Origin of the sequence: Nisaea acidiphila, from assembly GCF_024662015.1 — a bacterium.
GTDB lineage: Bacteria > Pseudomonadota > Alphaproteobacteria > Thalassobaculales > Thalassobaculaceae > Nisaea > Nisaea acidiphila.
In genome coordinates, this window is record NZ_CP102480.1 from 3,529,862 (window position 1) to 3,546,040 (window position 16,179).

Annotated in this window: 14 protein-coding genes; 10 read left to right on the forward strand and 4 right to left on the reverse strand. The window is 63.6% G+C overall.

Translation table 11 applies throughout. The annotated features are described in order from the left end of the window. The first annotated feature begins 50 nt into the window (after nt 1-50). From NUH88_RS16490 to NUH88_RS16515, 6 genes are read left to right on the forward strand one after another with little or no spacing between them, the layout of a single operon-like run. Nucleotides 51-908, forward strand: coding sequence for an ABC transporter permease (locus NUH88_RS16490; protein WP_257767490.1), 858 nt, complete (start codon nt 51-53; stop codon nt 906-908). Between the two features lies 1 nt (nt 909). Next, entirely contained in the window at nt 910-1,749 is an 840-nt protein-coding gene (locus tag NUH88_RS16495; protein ID WP_257767491.1) for an ABC transporter permease, read from the forward strand. A gap of 8 nt (nt 1,750-1,757) precedes the next feature. Beyond that, entirely contained in the window at nt 1,758-2,501 is a 744-nt protein-coding gene (locus NUH88_RS16500) for an aspartate/glutamate racemase family protein (protein WP_257767492.1), read from the forward strand. Then, a complete protein-coding gene (locus NUH88_RS16505; protein ID WP_257767493.1) occupies nt 2,501-3,346 on the forward strand; it encodes a GNAT family N-acetyltransferase in 846 nt (281 codons plus the stop codon). The genes NUH88_RS16500 and NUH88_RS16505 overlap by 1 nt, the downstream gene beginning before the upstream one ends. Before the next feature lie 3 nt (nt 3,347-3,349). Next, nucleotides 3,350-5,431: a hydantoinase/oxoprolinase family protein gene (locus tag NUH88_RS16510; protein ID WP_257767494.1), complete on the forward strand. Its 2,082-nt coding sequence runs from the start codon at nt 3,350-3,352 to the stop codon at nt 5,429-5,431. Continuing rightward, a complete protein-coding gene (locus NUH88_RS16515; RefSeq protein WP_257767495.1) occupies nt 5,428-7,215 on the forward strand; it encodes a hydantoinase B/oxoprolinase family protein in 1,788 nt (595 codons plus the stop codon). The genes NUH88_RS16510 and NUH88_RS16515 overlap by 4 nt, the downstream gene beginning before the upstream one ends. A gap of 22 nt (nt 7,216-7,237) precedes the next feature. Here the strand turns inward: NUH88_RS16515 and NUH88_RS16520 are convergent, their stop codons facing one another. From NUH88_RS16520 to NUH88_RS16535, 4 genes are read right to left on the reverse strand one after another with little or no spacing between them, the layout of a single operon-like run. Next, nucleotides 7,238-8,776 (reverse strand): amidohydrolase family protein, encoded by a 1,539-nt coding sequence (locus NUH88_RS16520; protein ID WP_257767496.1) that lies wholly within the window; start codon nt 8,774-8,776, stop codon nt 7,238-7,240. Nucleotides 8,777-8,831: 55 nt separating this feature from the next. After that, on the reverse strand, nt 8,832-9,653 hold the full coding sequence (locus tag NUH88_RS16525; RefSeq protein ID WP_257767497.1) for an ABC transporter ATP-binding protein: 822 nt from the start codon (nt 9,651-9,653) through the stop codon (nt 8,832-8,834). After that, nucleotides 9,643-10,590: an ABC transporter permease gene (locus NUH88_RS16530; RefSeq protein ID WP_257767498.1), complete on the reverse strand. Its 948-nt coding sequence runs from the start codon at nt 10,588-10,590 to the stop codon at nt 9,643-9,645. The genes NUH88_RS16525 and NUH88_RS16530 overlap by 11 nt, the downstream gene beginning before the upstream one ends. A gap of 3 nt (nt 10,591-10,593) precedes the next feature. Continuing rightward, a complete protein-coding gene (locus NUH88_RS16535) occupies nt 10,594-11,607 on the reverse strand; it encodes an ABC transporter substrate-binding protein (protein ID WP_257767499.1) in 1,014 nt (337 codons plus the stop codon). 669 nt (nt 11,608-12,276) lie between these two features. Between NUH88_RS16535 and NUH88_RS16540 the strand changes: the two genes are divergently transcribed. From NUH88_RS16540 to NUH88_RS16555, 4 genes are all read left to right on the forward strand, one after another. After that, complete coding sequence (locus tag NUH88_RS16540; protein ID WP_257767500.1) at nt 12,277-13,239, forward strand: N-carbamoyl-D-amino-acid hydrolase; 963 nt, start codon at nt 12,277-12,279, stop codon at nt 13,237-13,239. Nucleotides 13,240-13,288: 49 nt separating this feature from the next. After that, complete coding sequence (locus NUH88_RS16545; protein WP_257767501.1) at nt 13,289-13,951, forward strand: aspartate/glutamate racemase family protein; 663 nt, start codon at nt 13,289-13,291, stop codon at nt 13,949-13,951. Between the two features lies 1 nt (nt 13,952). Next, nucleotides 13,953-14,900, forward strand: coding sequence for a polysaccharide deacetylase family protein (locus NUH88_RS16550; RefSeq protein ID WP_257767502.1), 948 nt, complete (start codon nt 13,953-13,955; stop codon nt 14,898-14,900). Between the two features lie 227 nt (nt 14,901-15,127). Further along, the gene (locus NUH88_RS16555) at nt 15,128-16,108 is read left to right on the forward strand and encodes a TRAP transporter substrate-binding protein (RefSeq protein ID WP_257767503.1); all 981 of its coding nucleotides are present in this window, start codon (nt 15,128-15,130) and stop codon (nt 16,106-16,108) included. Nucleotides 16,109-16,179: the final 71 nt, after the last annotated feature.

Genomic DNA, 16,179 nt, shown 5'->3' on the forward strand with positions numbered 1-16,179 from the left:
GGTCTGGCCGGCCTCCGGTTCCTCGAACGAGCCGAACCGGGACAAGCCTGATGGAGCGATTGAGCGCCTGGACCGCCTATCTGCAGGCGTTGCCGCTGACCCTGATCTTTCTGGTTTTTTTCGCGCTACCGATCGCGCTCGTCGTGGTGGTCAGCTTCTTCGATTACCAGACCTACCAGATCCTGATTCCGGATTTCGTGCTGTTTAACTACGAGGACGTCTTCTCCTCCTCGGTCACCTACCAGACCTACCTGATCACCTTTCGCTTCTGCCTGATGGTCTGGGCGATCACGCTCGTCCTCGGCTTCACGATCGCCTACTTCCTTGCTTTCCATGTCCGCACGATCACCATGCAAATCGTGCTCTTCCTGCTCTGCACGATCCCGTTCTGGACCTCGATCGTCATCCGCATGATCGCCTGGATCCCGCTGCTCGGGCGGAACGGCCTGGTGAACAAGGCGCTGCTCGCGATGGGGGTCACCGACGCGCCGGTGGAATGGCTGCTCTACAGCGAGTTCGCCGTGGTGATCGGCTATGTCCACCTCTACACGCTGTTCATGATCGTGCCGATCTTCAACTCGATGATGCGGATCGACCGCTCCCTGCTTGAAGCCGCGACCGATGCTGGCGCGAGCGGCTGGCAGACGGTCTGGAACGTCATCGTACCGCTCTGCAAGCCTGGCATCGCCATCGGCTCCATCTTCGTGGTCGCTATGGTGATGGGGGATTTCGTCACCGTGAACGTGCTCGGCGGAGGCCAGGTTGCCTCTGTCGGCAAAGCGATTGCGGCGGAACTCTCCTATCTCCAGTTCCCGCCTGCCGCCGCAAATTCCATGGTGCTGCTTGGTGTCGTGATCCTGCTGATCATGCTGCTGATGCGTTTCGCCGATGTGCGCAAGGAGCTTTGAGATGGGCGCCCGTTCCCGCAGCTTCTACATCCTCGCGACGATCTTTGGCACCTTCGTCTTCTTCCTCTACGGGCCGATGTTCGCCGTCATCCTGCTCGCCTTCCAGGGGCCGGACGGCGGCCTGACATTCCCGATGAATGGTATCTCGCTGCATTGGTTTGCGGACATCTTCCGGCCGCAGTCGATCGGCGACATCTGGGGGTCCTTCGACCGCTCGATCAAGCTCGGCCTGATGGTGATGCTCGCGACGGTGGTGATCTCCTTTCTTTCGGGGCTCGCCTACCGTAAGCGTTTCCGCGGCAGTTCCGTACTGTTCTACGTCGTCATTGCGAGCCTGATCATGCCGTCCATCGTGGTCAGCCTCGGCATCGGCTCGATGTTCGAGTTGCTCGGGATCGAACGGTCCTGGTGGAGTTCGGCCTTCGGCGCACACCTGACCTGGACGCTGCCGTTCGGCCTGCTGATCATGTTCGCGGTCTTCAACCGGTTCGATCCGGCCTTCGAGGAGGCGGCGCGGGATCTTGGCGCGAGTGGCTGGCAGACCATCCGCCATGTCGTGCTCCCGATTGTGGCTCCAAGCCTGATCGGCGTCGCGCTATTCGGCTTTACCCTCTCCTACGACGAGATCGCGCGGACCTCGCAGTCGGTCGGAGCGCTGAACACGCTGCCGATGGAATTGCAGGCGATGCAGACCAACGTGACGACACCGGTGATTTATGCGCTCGGTGCCTACACCACGGCCCTCTCTCTCGTGGTGATCGGTGCTAGCCTGACCGGCGTCCTGATCTTCCGCTGGCGCCAGAAACGTCACGGATCGGACGCCGACAAGGGAATGGTCTGAGGAATGTCATGAAAATTCTGGTCGTCAATCCGAACACTACAGCCTCGATGACGGACAAGATCCGCGAGACGGCACTCGCCGTCGCCGCGCCGGGGACTGAGATTGTCGCGGTCAACCCGTCCGACGGACCGGTCAGCATCGAAGGGCACTACGACGAGGCCTATTGCGTGCCCGGCTTGCTCTGCGAAGCGAAGAAAGGTGTGGCGGCGGGGGCCGATGCGCTCGTCATCGCCTGTTTCGACGATCCGGGGCTGGAAGCCTGCCGCGAGGTGCTGGAGATTCCGGTCATTGGCATCTGCGAGGCGGCGATGGCCGCGGCCTCCATGGTCGGACATGGTTTCTCCGTCGTGACCACTTTGCCGCGCGCCGTGCCAATCATCGAGGCGTTAGCCTTCAAATACGGCTTCGAGCGGCAGTGCCGGAAAGTGCGCTCGGCCGAAATCCCCGTGCTTGCGCTTGAGGAAGAGGGCGGCGGTGCGGCGGCGAAGGTTCGCGAGGAGGTACTGGCCGCGATCGAGCAGGATCATGCGGAGGCGGTGCTGCTCGGCTGCGCCGGGATGACCGACCTCGCAGATGCACTGACGAAGGAAACCGGGGTGCCCGTGATCGACGGCGTCGCGGCGGCCGTGAAGTTCGCGGAGGCCATGGCCGGGCTCGGGCTCAAGACCTGCAAACGCCGGGCCTACGAGACGCCCCGGGCGAAAAAATACACCGGCGCCTTTGCCTTCGCGGCGCCGGAGGCGGGCGCCTGATGGGCGACAATTACGTCATCAGGCCTATGAGTGCCGCGGATATCGACGACGCGGTGGCTTGGGCGGCGGCGGAAGGCTGGAATCCGGGCGACCGGGATGCGCAATGTTTCGCAAGCGTCGATCCGGCGGGATTCATCGGCGGTTTCCTCGACGGACGGATGATCGCCTCGATCTCCGTGGTGAATTACGACGACGCCTTCTCCTTCCTCGGCTTCTACATCGTGCAGCCGGAGTATCGCGGCAAAGGTTACGGCTACAGGCTTTGGCAGGAAGGCATGGCGCATGCGGGAGGCCGCACTGTCGGGCTCGACGGCGTTGTCGCCGAGCAGGAGAATTACCGGCGTTCGGGCTTTGCTCTCGCCTACCGCAATATCCGTTATGGCGGAACCCCGGTCCTGCCGACGGCCCTGCCCGGACTTGAGATCCGCGCGCTGAAGGCGCCGGACGAAGTGCTGAAGGTATTCGACCGCACGGTCTTCCCCGCGCCGAGAGACATGTTTCTCGAGGCTTGGCTCGGCACGCCGCGCCACGCCGCCTTTGCGGCTTACCGGGATGAGGCGCTTGCCGGCTACGCGGTGGCGCGTCCTTGCGTTGCCGGGGCCAAGATCGGACCGCTCTTCGCGGCGGACGAGGAGGTCGCCGGAGCGCTTGCGACGGCGGCCATCGGTGCGGTCGACGCCGACGAGATCTTCCTGGACGTACCGGAGCCTAACGCGGCGGCGATCTCGCTCGCCGCACGTATGGGACTGGCACCGGTCTTCGAGACCGCGCGGATGTACCGGGGGGCGGCCCCGGTTATCGATCTCGCCCGCATCTACGGGGTCACTTCTTTCGAGTTGGGGTAAGTCATGAAGCTCATCGGCGTCGATGTCGGCGGCACCTTCACCGACCTTGTCTTCACGGACACGGGCAGCGGGTTCGTCTCGATCCATAAGACGCCGACGACGCCGGACGATCCCTCGCGCGGTGTGATTGACGGTATCCTCGAACTCTGCCGCCGGGTCGAGGTCGAGCCTTCTGAGATCGACAGCGTCAAGCACGGCACGACGATCGCCACGAATGCCGTGCTCGAATACAAGGGCGCCGATACCGGCATGATCACAACCGAGGGCTATCGGGACGTGCTCCATATCGGGCGCCACCAGCGCCCGCAGCATTACTCCATCATGCAGGAGATTCCCTGGCAGGACCGGCCCCTCATCAAGCGACGGCATCGCAAGACCGTCGCCGAACGCCTTGCACCTCCAAAAGGCGACGTGCTCGTTGCCCTCGACGAGGCGGCTGTGCGGAAAGCCGCGCGGGAACTCAAGGCCGCCGGTGTGGAGGCGGTCGCTATCTGCTTTCTGTTTTCCTATCTCGATCCGGCGCATGAGGAGCGCGCCCGCGCGATCGTGCTGGAGGAATATCCGGACTGCTTTGTCACCAGTTCGGCCGCCGTCTCGCCTCAGTTCCGCGAGTTCGAGCGGTTCACCACGGCGGCGATGAATGCTTTCATTGGCCCGAAGGTGCGGAATTATGTGGACCGGCTCGAGACCGTCATGGGCGAGAAGGGGCTGACGGCCGACCTTCATGTCATGGGCTCGAACGGCGGAGCGGCAACGGCGCAGATGGTTTCCGAAAAACCTGTGCTGACCCTGTTGTCCGGCCCGGCGGCCGGCGTGCTCGGCGGGATTTGGTGCTCGGAGCTTTCCGGCAAGAACAACCTTATAACCTTCGATGTCGGGGGGACCTCGGCCGATATCGGCATTGTTATCGACGGAGTGTCCACCGAGGCGACGGCGCGCGATACCTGGATCGGCGGCTACCCGGTTCTGGCGCCGATGATGGACATCCACACGATCGGCGCCGGGGGCGGCTCCATCGCTTCGCTCGATGCGGCGGGCGCCTTCCGTGTTGGACCGGAAAGCGCCGGCGCCCGTCCCGGTCCCGCAGCCTACGGTCACGGCGGCGATAAACCGACGGTGACGGACGCGCATGTCGTGCTCGGGCGCCTCGACCCGGATCGGTTCCTCGGCGGCGAGATGTCGCTCGATACCGCCGCGTCCGAAAAGGTGGTCGGCGCCCTCGCGGACGAAGTCGGGCTCGGCCGGCACGAGACCGCGTCCGGGATTCTCACCATCGTCAATGCCAACATGGCCAACGCGATCCGCTCCCGAACCGTGCAGAAGGGGCTGGACCCGCGCGATTTCGCGCTGGTCGCTTTCGGCGGGGCGGGGCCGCTGCACGCCGCCGACGTCGCCGATCTGCTCGGCATCTCCTCGGTGCTGGTGCCTGCCTATCCGGGGATCACCTCGGCGGTAGGGCTGCTGACGACGGATCTGAAATACGATGCCGTTCGCACCGAATTCCAGGTCAGCACCGGCTTCGATACCGGGCGGCTGAACGCCGATTTCGTGGCCATGCAGGAGCAACTCGCCGCCCAGCTTGTCGCCGACAAGGTGGACCCCAATTCCGTCACCTACAGGCGCGCGGGCGATCTTCGTTATGTCGGCCAGGGATACGAGCTCCGCGTCGCCATTCCCGACGGCGATCTCGACGCGGCGTCGCTCAAGGCCGTGGTCGATGCCTTTGCCCGGGCGCATGAGGCGGAATACGGACATGCTTTCGAGGACAGTCCGATCGAACTGGTCAATATCCGTCTGACGGCATTCGGGGAGGTCGCGAAGATCGAGCCGGAAGCGGGTAACGGAGGGGACAGTCTGGCTGGAGCGACGGTGCGTACCGGGACCTGCTACTTCGCCGAAATCGGCGGACCGACCAAGGGCTACGAGACGCCGTTCTTGGAGCGCACACTTCTGCCGGCGGGCGAGACATTCGCCGGGCCGGCGATCGTCCTGCAGAAGGACACCACCACGATCGTGCCGCCGGGGTGGAATTTCGGGGCCGACAGGGCTGGCAATCTGATGATGGGCAAGGGAGCAAGGCCGTGAACGAGGTGCTGACATCCCCGAAGAGCGTGACCGTCGACCCGGTGACCGTCGCGGTCGTACAGGGCGCGCTGGAGAATATCGCCGTCGAGATGGGCTACCGGCTGATGCGGATGTCCTATTCCTCGATCATCCGGGAGTCCGAGGATTTCGGCGCCGGCCTGGTCGATGCCGAAGGCCGGGGGCTTGCGGAGTCCGCGCAGTCGACCCCGCTGCAGTCCGGGCCGATCCCGGGCTACATCAAGGGTATCAACCGGATCATGGCGGAGCGCGGGGAAACTGTCCGGCCGGGCGACGTGATCATGCACAACGATGCCTATTCCGGTGCCAGCCACGGCCCGGACGTCGCCTTCATGGTTCCGGTCTTCCATGGCGACCGGCTTGTTGCCTGGGCGGGAACGACGGCCCACCATCTCGATATCGGTGCGCTGACCCCCGGAAGCTGTGGCATCGTTAACGCGATCGATGCCTATGCCGAGGGGCTGCAGTTCAAGGCAATCAAGGTTTATGACGAGGGCCGGAAAGTCATGCCGGTCTGGAACATCCTGCGCGACAATATCCGCGTCTCCGACCTAGTGGTCGGGGACATGGAGGCGCAGATCGCCGCGGCCCGCATCGGTGCGAAACGGTTCGAGGAACTGATCGACCGCTATGGGATCGAGACACTGGAGGCGGCCTGCACAGGCGCCATGGATCATGCCGAGCGGCTGATGCGCGGCGCCATCGCGGCGCTCCCCGACGGGGATTACGCCGCAACGACCTACATCGACGGCTTCCTCGACAGCGACGATCCGGGCCGCAAGGAGTTGCCGATCACGGTCACACTGAGGGTTCGGGGCGAGGAGATCGAGGTCGATCTCACCGGCACGGCGCGCCAGGTCGACGACGCTCCGATCAACATGCCGCTGGTGGGGACGGCGGACATCGCGATCTGGCTCACCATCCGCTCCGTCCTCTTGGACACGGCCGTGCACGGCCATATCCCCGTGAACGAGGGATTGACCAGGCCGATCCGGATCGTGGCACCCGAGGGGTGCCTTGCGAATCCGATCTTTCCGGCCCCGACCATCGCCCGCTTCTGTCCCGGCAACCAGCTTGCCGACACGGTGATGAAGGCGCTTGCCCAGGCCGCGCCGGAACAAGTTTCCGGCGGGATCGGCAACCTCAAGGTCATCGCCTTTTCCGGTCTCAATCACGGCAAGCATTGGGTCCATATGGAGATTTTCGAGGGCAGCTATGGAGGCCGCTACGGGCGTGATGGCATGGACGCGGTCGATACGCTCTACGCCAACACGCGGAACAACCCGATCGAGGATATCGAGACCCACCTGCCGCTGCGCGTGTCGCGCTACGAGCTGCGCGAGGACGTGGCCGGTGCCGGCAAGTGGCGCGGCGGACTGGGGTCGATCCGTTCGTTCGAGTATCTCGGCGACGGCGCGGCCTCGGTCGAGGGCGAGGGGCACGGCTTCGCGCCCTGGGGCTTCCGCGGCGGCGCGGTCGGCAAACCTGCGGAACTCTGTCTGCACGGCGTTGCCGGCGCGGCGCGCGAATTGCCTTCCAAGGTCCCGCACATGCCGATCGCCGCGGGCGAACGTTTCGAATGTCTGGGCCCGGCCGGTGGAGGTTATGGAAATCCGCTGGAGCGGTCGCCCGAGGCTGTGCTGGAGGATGTTCTGGACGAGCTCATCTCGCGGGAGACGGCTCTCGCTGATTACGGCGTGGTGGTTTCGGAAACACTCGATCTCGACCTTGCCGCGACCGAAAAAGCACGGGGAGAGCGGTGCTAGCCCTCCCCGTCGGGAGTCCGGCTCAGAAGCGCGAGCTCGGCCGGTAGAACGGCTCGTGTTTCTCGGGGTCGTAGTAGTTCGCGTAGAATTCTTTGACGTGGGGAAGCAGGGCCTTTGAGAGCTCCCGCCGCTCGACCTCGTCGTCCGAAAGGGCGGACTGCAGATCGTCGTGCAGCGCCTTCAGCGCACCCTCCTTGTCGACCTTGGTGAAGACGCCGTCGCGGTAGATGATTTCCCCGTCGCACATCACCATACGAACCCCCTCCGTCTTTGCCCGCTGTACGACCGCATCGAGCAGCGGCATTTCCTCGTCGAGATAAGGATAGGAGACTTGGCTCCAGTCGATTAGCGAGAGATCCGCCTTCTTGCCGACCTCAAGCGCGCCGATGGTTTCGCCGTAGGGCGTGGTCTTGGCGCCGCCGCTGGTCGCCATGCGCAATACTTGCGGCGAGGTCGGAACCACGTCGTCCATGCCGGGCACCCGGTGGGCGCGCAGCACCATGCGCATTTCCTGCAGCATGTCGCGGTCGTCGTTGATCCCGGCCTCGTCGAGACCGATCGCCGTGTTGACGCCCTTGATCTCGAACACGTTGAGTGCGGCGAGGCCGGAGCGCAGGCGGAAATTGGAGGAGCAGTTGTGGCAGACGCAGACACCGGTCTCGGCGATCTTGTCGATGTCGCTCTCGTTCAGCCAGACGCCGTGCCCGAGGGTCAGGCGCGGGCTCAGAAGGTCGAACCGGTCGAGATATTCGAGCGCCGTGCAATCGCCACGGCGGCGCGCGTACTCTTTCTGATAGGCCGTCTCCACAAGATGCATGTGCAGCGGCGCATCGTACTTCTTCGACGTGTCCGAGAGCGCGGTCAGCGCCTCGTCGGAGCACCAGTGCAGGTTCGCCGGGGCGAGCTGGATCTTGGTGCGGGACTTGTTGTGGTGCTTGCCGTAGAGGCTCTCGAACATCGCCATGGAATCGTCGAGGCTCATCTGGAAACGCTCAAACCAGCGTTTCATCGGGTCCTGCAACGCCTTCGGCAGGGAGGCGACGAATTCGTCGTCCGCCTGATAGACGAGCCGGTTCTGGTCGCGCACGGCGAAGCAGTAGGAGACCCGCATGCCGATATCGTCATAGGCCTTGATCACCTGCTCCGAATAGCCTTCGACCTGGTTCAGCTTGCCCGGCATCCAGCCATGGATGTGCTGCACCGTTGTGATGCCCGATGAGATCATCTCGAAGGCAGAGTAGAGCGTATCGAGATAGACATTCACGTTGCGGCAGATCATCCGCGTGATGAACCAGAGCTCCAGCGGCATGTCGGGCGAGCCGAGCTGTACCGGTGTTAGACCGACATGGTGGTGGCCGTTGACGAAGCCGGGCAGCATTACCTCGCGGCCGGTGCCGACGACGGGCACGTCCGGATGCTGGCGGGAGAGGTCGGCATAGGTGCCGATCTTGGTGATGACGCCGTCTTCCTGGAGGACCGCGCCGTCGGCGATCTCCTCGACGGTGTGGCGGTCGATGGCGCGCGTGATCATGGCGCGGCTGCGGATCAGGGAACTGGACATGATGTCCCTCCGTTGAAAAGAATTCGGTTGTCGAGCGGGGTGCGGTCGAGGCGCTTCAGACGGCTTCGGCCATGTTCTCCTGCTCCTCGAAGGCGCGGTCGACCTCGTCCTTCAGTAACTGGGTCAGCTGCTTGCGAAGCTCTTCGCATTCCGGCGAGAAGGGATCGCGGGGACGGGGCAGATCGACCTTGACGGTCTCCTTGATCCGGCCGGGACGAGCCGTGAAAACGCAGACCCGGTCGGCAAGCGCGACGGCCTCGTCGATATGGTGGGTGACGAAGACCACCGAGGCCCCGCTGTCCCGCCAGACATCGATCAGGAAGTCCTGCATCTTTTGCCGGGTCTGCACGTCGAGCGCCGCGAAAGGCTCGTCCATCAGCAGCACCCGTGGCCGCATGGCGAGCGCCCGGGCGACGGCAACGCGCTGGCGCATACCGCCGGAGAGCTCGTCCGGGCGTTTCGAGCCCGCCTCGGCAAGCCCGACCCGCTGCAGCACTTCCTTCGCCGCGGCGCGCCGGTCCGGCTCGCTGTCGCCCCGGATCTGCAGGCCGAAACTGACATTCTCCCAGACGCTGAGCCAGGGGAAGAGCGAGGTCTCCTGGAAGATCAGGCTGCGGTCCGGCGAGGGCGCGGTGACCGCATCGCCGAAGTAGGTCAGCAAGCCGGAAGTCTGCTGTTCGAGTCCGGCGATGAGGTAGAGCAGTGTGCTCTTGCCGCAGCCGGAGGGGCCGAGTAGGACGACAAATTCGCCGGGTTCGATCTCGAGATCGATATCCTGCAGCGCCTCGTGTGCCCGGGAGGTCCCGGCCGCCCAGATCTTGCCGACGCCGCGGCAGGAGACCGCAGGGCCGGCGGTTTCGTTTGTGTTAGAGGCCACGGAGCACCCCCGACGGGTCATTGACCCAGTAAAGCACCCGCTTCTGGACGGTTCGCATGGCATAGTCGGTGGCAAAGCCGAGAAAGCCGATCAGCGCGATGCAGAAGAAGACGAGCGACGGATTGAAGGTATTGCGCGCAAGCATGATGACCTGGCCGAGGCCGTAGCCGACGCCGGTGGATTCGGCGATCAGCACCACCATCCAGGCACCGAAGAGATTGAGGCGCAGGATCACGAAGACGCCCGGCAGGATCGCCGGAATGATGACGCGCCGGTAGATCTGCGCCTTCGTCGCCCCCATGGTGCGGGCGACGTTGATCAGGTTCCGGTTCACGCCGTCGATGTGATTGATCGTCGCGATGGTCATGTGGAAGAACAGCGCGATCACCACCATGAAGATGGCCGGCTTGTTGCCGATGCCGAAAAGGAAGATCGCTACCGGCAGCCATGCGATCGGCGACACCGGCGAGAGCAGGGTGACGGTCGGCAGGGTGAGCCGCTCGACGACGATCCAGTAACGGATCGCGACCCCGAGCGAGAGCGCGAGCAGCGAGGCGATGGTGATGCCGACGAAGACCCGCATGGCGGAGGAGACGACGGTGATCATCACCGCCTGCCAGGGCGTCGGCCCCGACGCTGCGGAGACACCGATGGCCCAGCGCTGGGCGGTATTGAAGAACTTGGCCTGGTCTGCGAAATCGCCGAGGAAAACATGCGGCGGCGGCAGCAGTTTCGGGTCCGCCCAGCCGATGGCCCAGAGAACTTCCCAGAGCAGGGCGAACATGCCGACGGAAACGATCGTCCAGCCGAGTTTAGGCAGGATTTCTCGGAGGGATTCCGGCAAGGCGCGGCCGGCCAGCGCCGGCGGACTTTTTCGTCCGCCGGCGGCTTTGCCGGTCCCGCTGACCGGATCCCGGTCAGTTGAGACCGCGGCCATGGATCAGGCCGCCTTGTACTTGAGTTTGCCGAAGAGATCCGCGTTCTCGGCAATGACCTCCTCAAGCGGTCCCCAGTCGATGGCGTTCCGGTCGGGCTTGTTCTTGATGTAGCCCATCTCGACCAGGCTGTCGGTCCGGTCGAGGATGAAGTCGGTCTGCGAGCGGGCGTCGACCACCGCCGGCTGCTTCTCCATCGCGACCTTCGCGTTCTCCATCGAGGTCTTGTAGTAGGTGCCGACCAGCTTCTCGAGGGTGCCCGCCGGGTCGGACTCGGCCATGGACTGGGCTTTCATCATACCCTTGATCAGCGCCTTCAGGCCGTCACGGTTCTCGTCGATCAGCGAAGAGCGGGCGGCAAGCACACAGTCCGTATAGCCCTTGCCGTAGATGTCCGTGCCGTCGGAAAGCATCACGGCGCCCGGCACGTCGTTTACCAGCGCGGTGCCGTAGGGCTCGATGGTGCAGATCCAGTCGACCGCGCCCGCCTTGAAGGCCTCGACGGCTTCCGGTGTGGAGCCCATGTAGCGGACCGTGATGTCGTTGAAGCTGACGCCATGCTTTTTCAGCCAGTCGTAGGGCATGACTTCCAGCGTATCGAGCTGGAAGGTCGCGAGCGTCTTGCCCTTCAGCTTCTCGGCGCTGTCGAGACCCGGACGGGCAACGATGACGCAGCCTTCGATGCCGCCACCGGCGACGACCTTCACCGGCGCGCCGGCGTCATAGAGCGCCATGAAGCTGGTGTAGGGCATCAGGCCGACATCGACCTGGCCGATGCCGAGAAATGTGACCTGCTCGGCAAAGGTCGGCGTGTTGACGAACTCGAGCGTCAGGCCGTCTTCCTTCGCGGTTTGCACAGCGTGCGATAGGAAGATGTTTAGGTTGCAGAAACCCGAGCCGTGGGTGGACTTGATCGTGCTGTCCGCAGCCATCGCGGCGGAGCCGAACATGCTCGGGCCGACCGCCATGGTGATGGCGCCGGCAGCGGCCGTGGTTTTCAGGAACTTGCGGCGATCCATTCGGATCGCTTCAAAGTCGGGCAGATGGTTGCATCCATGTCGTTCGCACATGCTAAGCACTCCCTGTTAGCAATGCGCCGCCGCCGATTTTTCGGTTCGGTTCAGCGCCATCAGAAAGCCTGTGAAGCCTTCCGATCACCCCGCGAGGATGCGGGGCGGTGTTACGGGATTGCCTTGCACTCAATGCGTCCGGCAAAAAAAGGTCGAGGGAGGACCCCCTCAAGTGCCGTCCTAGCCAGCCAGGTTGCGCCCGGCCGGCACCATTGTGGAATGCAGGAGCATCGCCGCAACAGTGGGTGGCACGCCAACCAATAAGCTATCGTAGAAACGATGCTGCGCTGACCAAAGGATTGGCAATTCCCGTACCATTTGCGTTTTTGGATTGAGTCCAATCGGTTAGTCGATCGCGCCGAAAATGCCGGATCGAAATTCGTACTAATTTTTGTGCAATGCAAAACGGTATTGCCGAAATTGTGTGCAATCGGGCGACAAATTTTCGGTTCGTGTCCAATCTTCGCCTGGGGACCGAAATTCGGTGGCAGCGTTGCGGGGCGCAAGACTTTTTGGGGCGTTTGCCTCACGCTCCCATTGCCGCGCCATGTGGACGGTCCGCATCTTGCAGATTTCCGACAACTGATCTTCCACGCGAGCCATGTCCGGAGCGTGTCCATGAGAAATGTAACCGTTGCCGCTGCCCAGATGGGCCCGGTCGCCCAGACCGAAACCCGGGCCGCGGTCGTCGACCGGCTGATAGTGATGCTGGAGCAGGCCGCCGGTCACGGCGCCGACCTGGTCGTCTACCCGGAGCTGGCGCTCACCACCTTCTTTCCGCGCTGGCATTTCGAGGAGGATGCGGAGCTCGACGCCTATTACGAGCGCGAGATGCCGGGACCGGAGACCGCACCGCTGTTCGCGAAGGCGAAGCAGCTCGGCATCGGGTTCTCTCTCGGCTATGCCGAACTGACGCCGGACGGCAGGCGTTTCAACACCGCGATCCTGGTCGGCCCGGACGGCGCACTGCTCGGCAAGTACCGCAAGATTCATCTGCCCGGGCACAGGGAGAACGAGCCCTGGCGTGCCTTCCAGCATCTGGAGAAACGCTACTTTCTGCCCGGCAACCTCGGCTTCCGGGTCTTCGACGGTTTCGGCGGGCGCGTCGGCATGTGCATCTGCAACGACCGGCGCTGGCCGGAGACCTATCGGGTGATGGGGCTGCAGGGCGTGGAAATGATCCTGCTCGGCTACAACACCCCGATCCATAATCCGCCCGCCCCGGAACATGACCGGCTGTCCTGGCATCACAACACGCTGGTCATGCAGTCGGCCGCCTACCAGAATGCCACTTTCGTCGTCGGTGTCGCCAAGGCCGGGATGGAGGAGGGGGTGCACCATATGGGCGGCACCCAGATTATCGCGCCCACCGGAGAGACGATCGCCTCCGCGGTGACCGAAGGGGACGAGGTGATCTTCGCGGAGTGCGATCTCGGTCTCTGCAAATCCTACCGGGAGAGTGTCTTCGCTTTCGAACGGCATCGGGAGCCGGATGCATACCGGCTGATCACGGGCACGAAGGGATGCGTTTCCCCGGAGGAGGCGGTCCTGATCGATCCGGCGCTCGGTCATGAGGATTGACCCGGCCACTTATATTTTCGAGCGGACACCGCATACAGGGGACGAAGTCATGGCAAAAGACCGCCGTATTCTGCTGATCAATCCGAACGCGACCGAATACGTGACCGAACGCATGGCGGTCGCCGTGCGCGAGGAACTCGGCGATGGCTGGTATGTCGAGGAGATGACCAATGAGGGTGCCCCCTCGATCATTACCGACGATGCGGGGCTCGAATTGGCGACGAACCTCATGGTGGAGGCCTTCGACAAGGGACGCGATCCGCTCGACGGTGTGATCGTCGCCGCTTTCGGGGACCCGGCGCTGCAGGAACTGCGCGCGAAGCTCCCCGTGCCGGTCGTCGGCATAGCGGAGTCGGGGATGCTGGAAGCCGCCGAATACGGCAACTTCGCCATCGTCACGCCGACGCCTAACTTGTTCGATCCGATCAACGGACTGGCCGAGCGCTACGGCGTGCGCGACAAGCTCTCGGTCCAACTGACCACCAAGACCGACGCCTATGTCCTGATGAGCCAACCGGAAGCGCTGGTTGAAACCCTGCGCGGCATGATCGACGAGGTGGTCGCGCGCGGCGATGTGAACGCCGTGGTGATCGGCGGCGGGCCGCTGGCGGATGCCGCCAAGACTCTCGCGGCGAGCAACCCGCCCTGTCCGATCGTCGGGCCCGTTCCGGCCGCGGCGCGGCGGATCCGGAACATGATCGAAAGCGCCTGAGATGGGCGGACGGGACTTTCTCGGCTACGGCAAGACGCCGCCGCATGCCGAATGGCCGGACGGTGCGCGGCTCGCCGTATCTTTCGTCGTCAACGTAGAGGAAGGCGCGGAATACTCGATCAGTCTCGGCGACGATCGGAACGAGGATGTCTACGAAATCGTCGAGCGGGTCGACGGCGCGCCCGATCCCTGTAAGGACACCCACTTCGAGTACGGCACCCGCGCCGGATACTGGCGCGTCATGGACCTGCTCGACCGGTACGGGGTGAAGGCCTACGCCAATTGCTGCGCCCGGGCTCTGACCTTGTCACCCTGGATGGCCGAGGACCTGGTCGCGCGCGGCCACGAGATCGGCTGCCACTCCTATCTCTGGGAGCGACATGCCGGGATGGACGAGGCGCGGGAGCGTGAGGTGATCGCGAATTGCGTCCGCGATATTCGCGCTGTCGCTGGGGTGCGGCCGGTCGGCTGGCACACTCGCTCGGCACCGAGTGCGAACACCCGCCGCCTGCTCGTAGAGGAGGGCGGATTTCTCTATGACAGCGACGCCTATAACGACGATCTGCCCTTCGTCATGGAGGTCGGCGGCCGGAGCCATGTGGTCGTGCCCTACGGTTTCGACACCAACGACATGCGCTTCCAGCGCGGCGGCGGTTTCGTCTTCGCGGAGGATTTCGCGAAGTACTGTATCGACGCCATCGACTGGCTCTGGGCCGAAGGGGCGGAGCGGCCGAAGATGATGACCATTGGTCTGCATTTGCGGATCATCGGCCGACCGGGGCGAATTGCCGGGCTCGAAGCGGTGTTGAAACATCTGTCCGGTCTGGACGGCATCTGGTGCGCCCGGCGCGATGACATAGCGCATCATTGGCGCCGGCTCGCAGGTCTGCCAGAATGGCAAATGGGAAAGGGTGCTGAGGTTCTACTGCCCGGTATCCAGTCAGAATGACACCGGCTCTGCTCAGAAAGTGAGCAAGAATATAGTCCGGCGACAGCAGAGAATCCCCGGAACATACGGATTCTAAAGAAAAAAATCTGAGGGGAATCTGGACTCTAATTTGCAAATGGTCGGCAGGCGCGCGTTTGGACCGCTCTCTTGCCGGTTCCGGACACCTCGACGCTCTCTTCCTCTCGGGCGGTTCCTCGCCGCCTCAATCCAAAGAACAGGAGTGGCAAATGGGTAATCTGAAGACTCTTCTGGCATCGGCCGTCATCGGCGCCGGCATGCTGGCGACTGCCGGCTCGGCCCAGGCCGTGGAATGGCTCATGGCTTCCGGCTATCCGGACAGCAACTTTCACACCAAGAACATCAAGGCGTTCATCGAGGACGTGAAGGCGACCACCTCGGTCGACATCAAGCTGAATTCCAACGACAGCCTGATCAAGCTGGACGCGATCAAGACCGCCCTGCAGCGCGGGCAGATTCCGATCGGCGAGATTCGTCTCGGCGTTTATGGCAACGAAGACCCGATGTACATTCTCGCCGGCCTGCCGTTCATCGCTTCGACCTATGCCGAAGCTTGGCTGCTGAAAGATCTGCAGAAGGAATATTTCGACAAGATCTTCGACGAAGCGGGCCTGAAGATCCTCTACTACACCCCGTGGCCGGGGCAGGGCTTCTATACCAAGTTCCCGGTGACGAAGACCGCCGACTTCTCCGGCAAGAAGCTGCGGATCTACTCCACCGCGACCCAGAAGATGGGCGAGATGCTCGGCTTCGATGCCACCATCCTGCCGTTCGCGGAAATCCCGCAGGCCTTCTCCACCGGCCTGATCGAGGCGCTCTTCACCTCGCCGCAGACCGGTATCGACATTCAGGCCTGGGACAATACCAGCAACTTCACCTACGCGGGCGCGATCTTCTCCAAGAACGCGGTCGTCGTGAGCAAGCAGTATTTCGACGCGCTGTCGGCTGAAGACAAGGCCGGCATCCTCGCCGCCGCCGCGAAGGCGGAACTGCGCGGCTGGGAAATGAGCGCCCAGACCACGGCGGATCAGATTGGCGTTCTGAAGAAGAACGGCATGGAAGCCGCCAACGCGCCGGAAGAAGTCGTCGCGAAGATGAAAGGCATCGGCCAGGAAATGATGAAAGGCTGGCGCGAGGGCGCGAGCCCGGAAGCGAACGCGATCCTCGATCGCTACCTCGCTCTGCAATAAGCATCTGACGACGGCGGCCGCGGAACTTCCGCGGCCGCCGTTCTTACGGATTTTCCAGACCCATCCCCGAG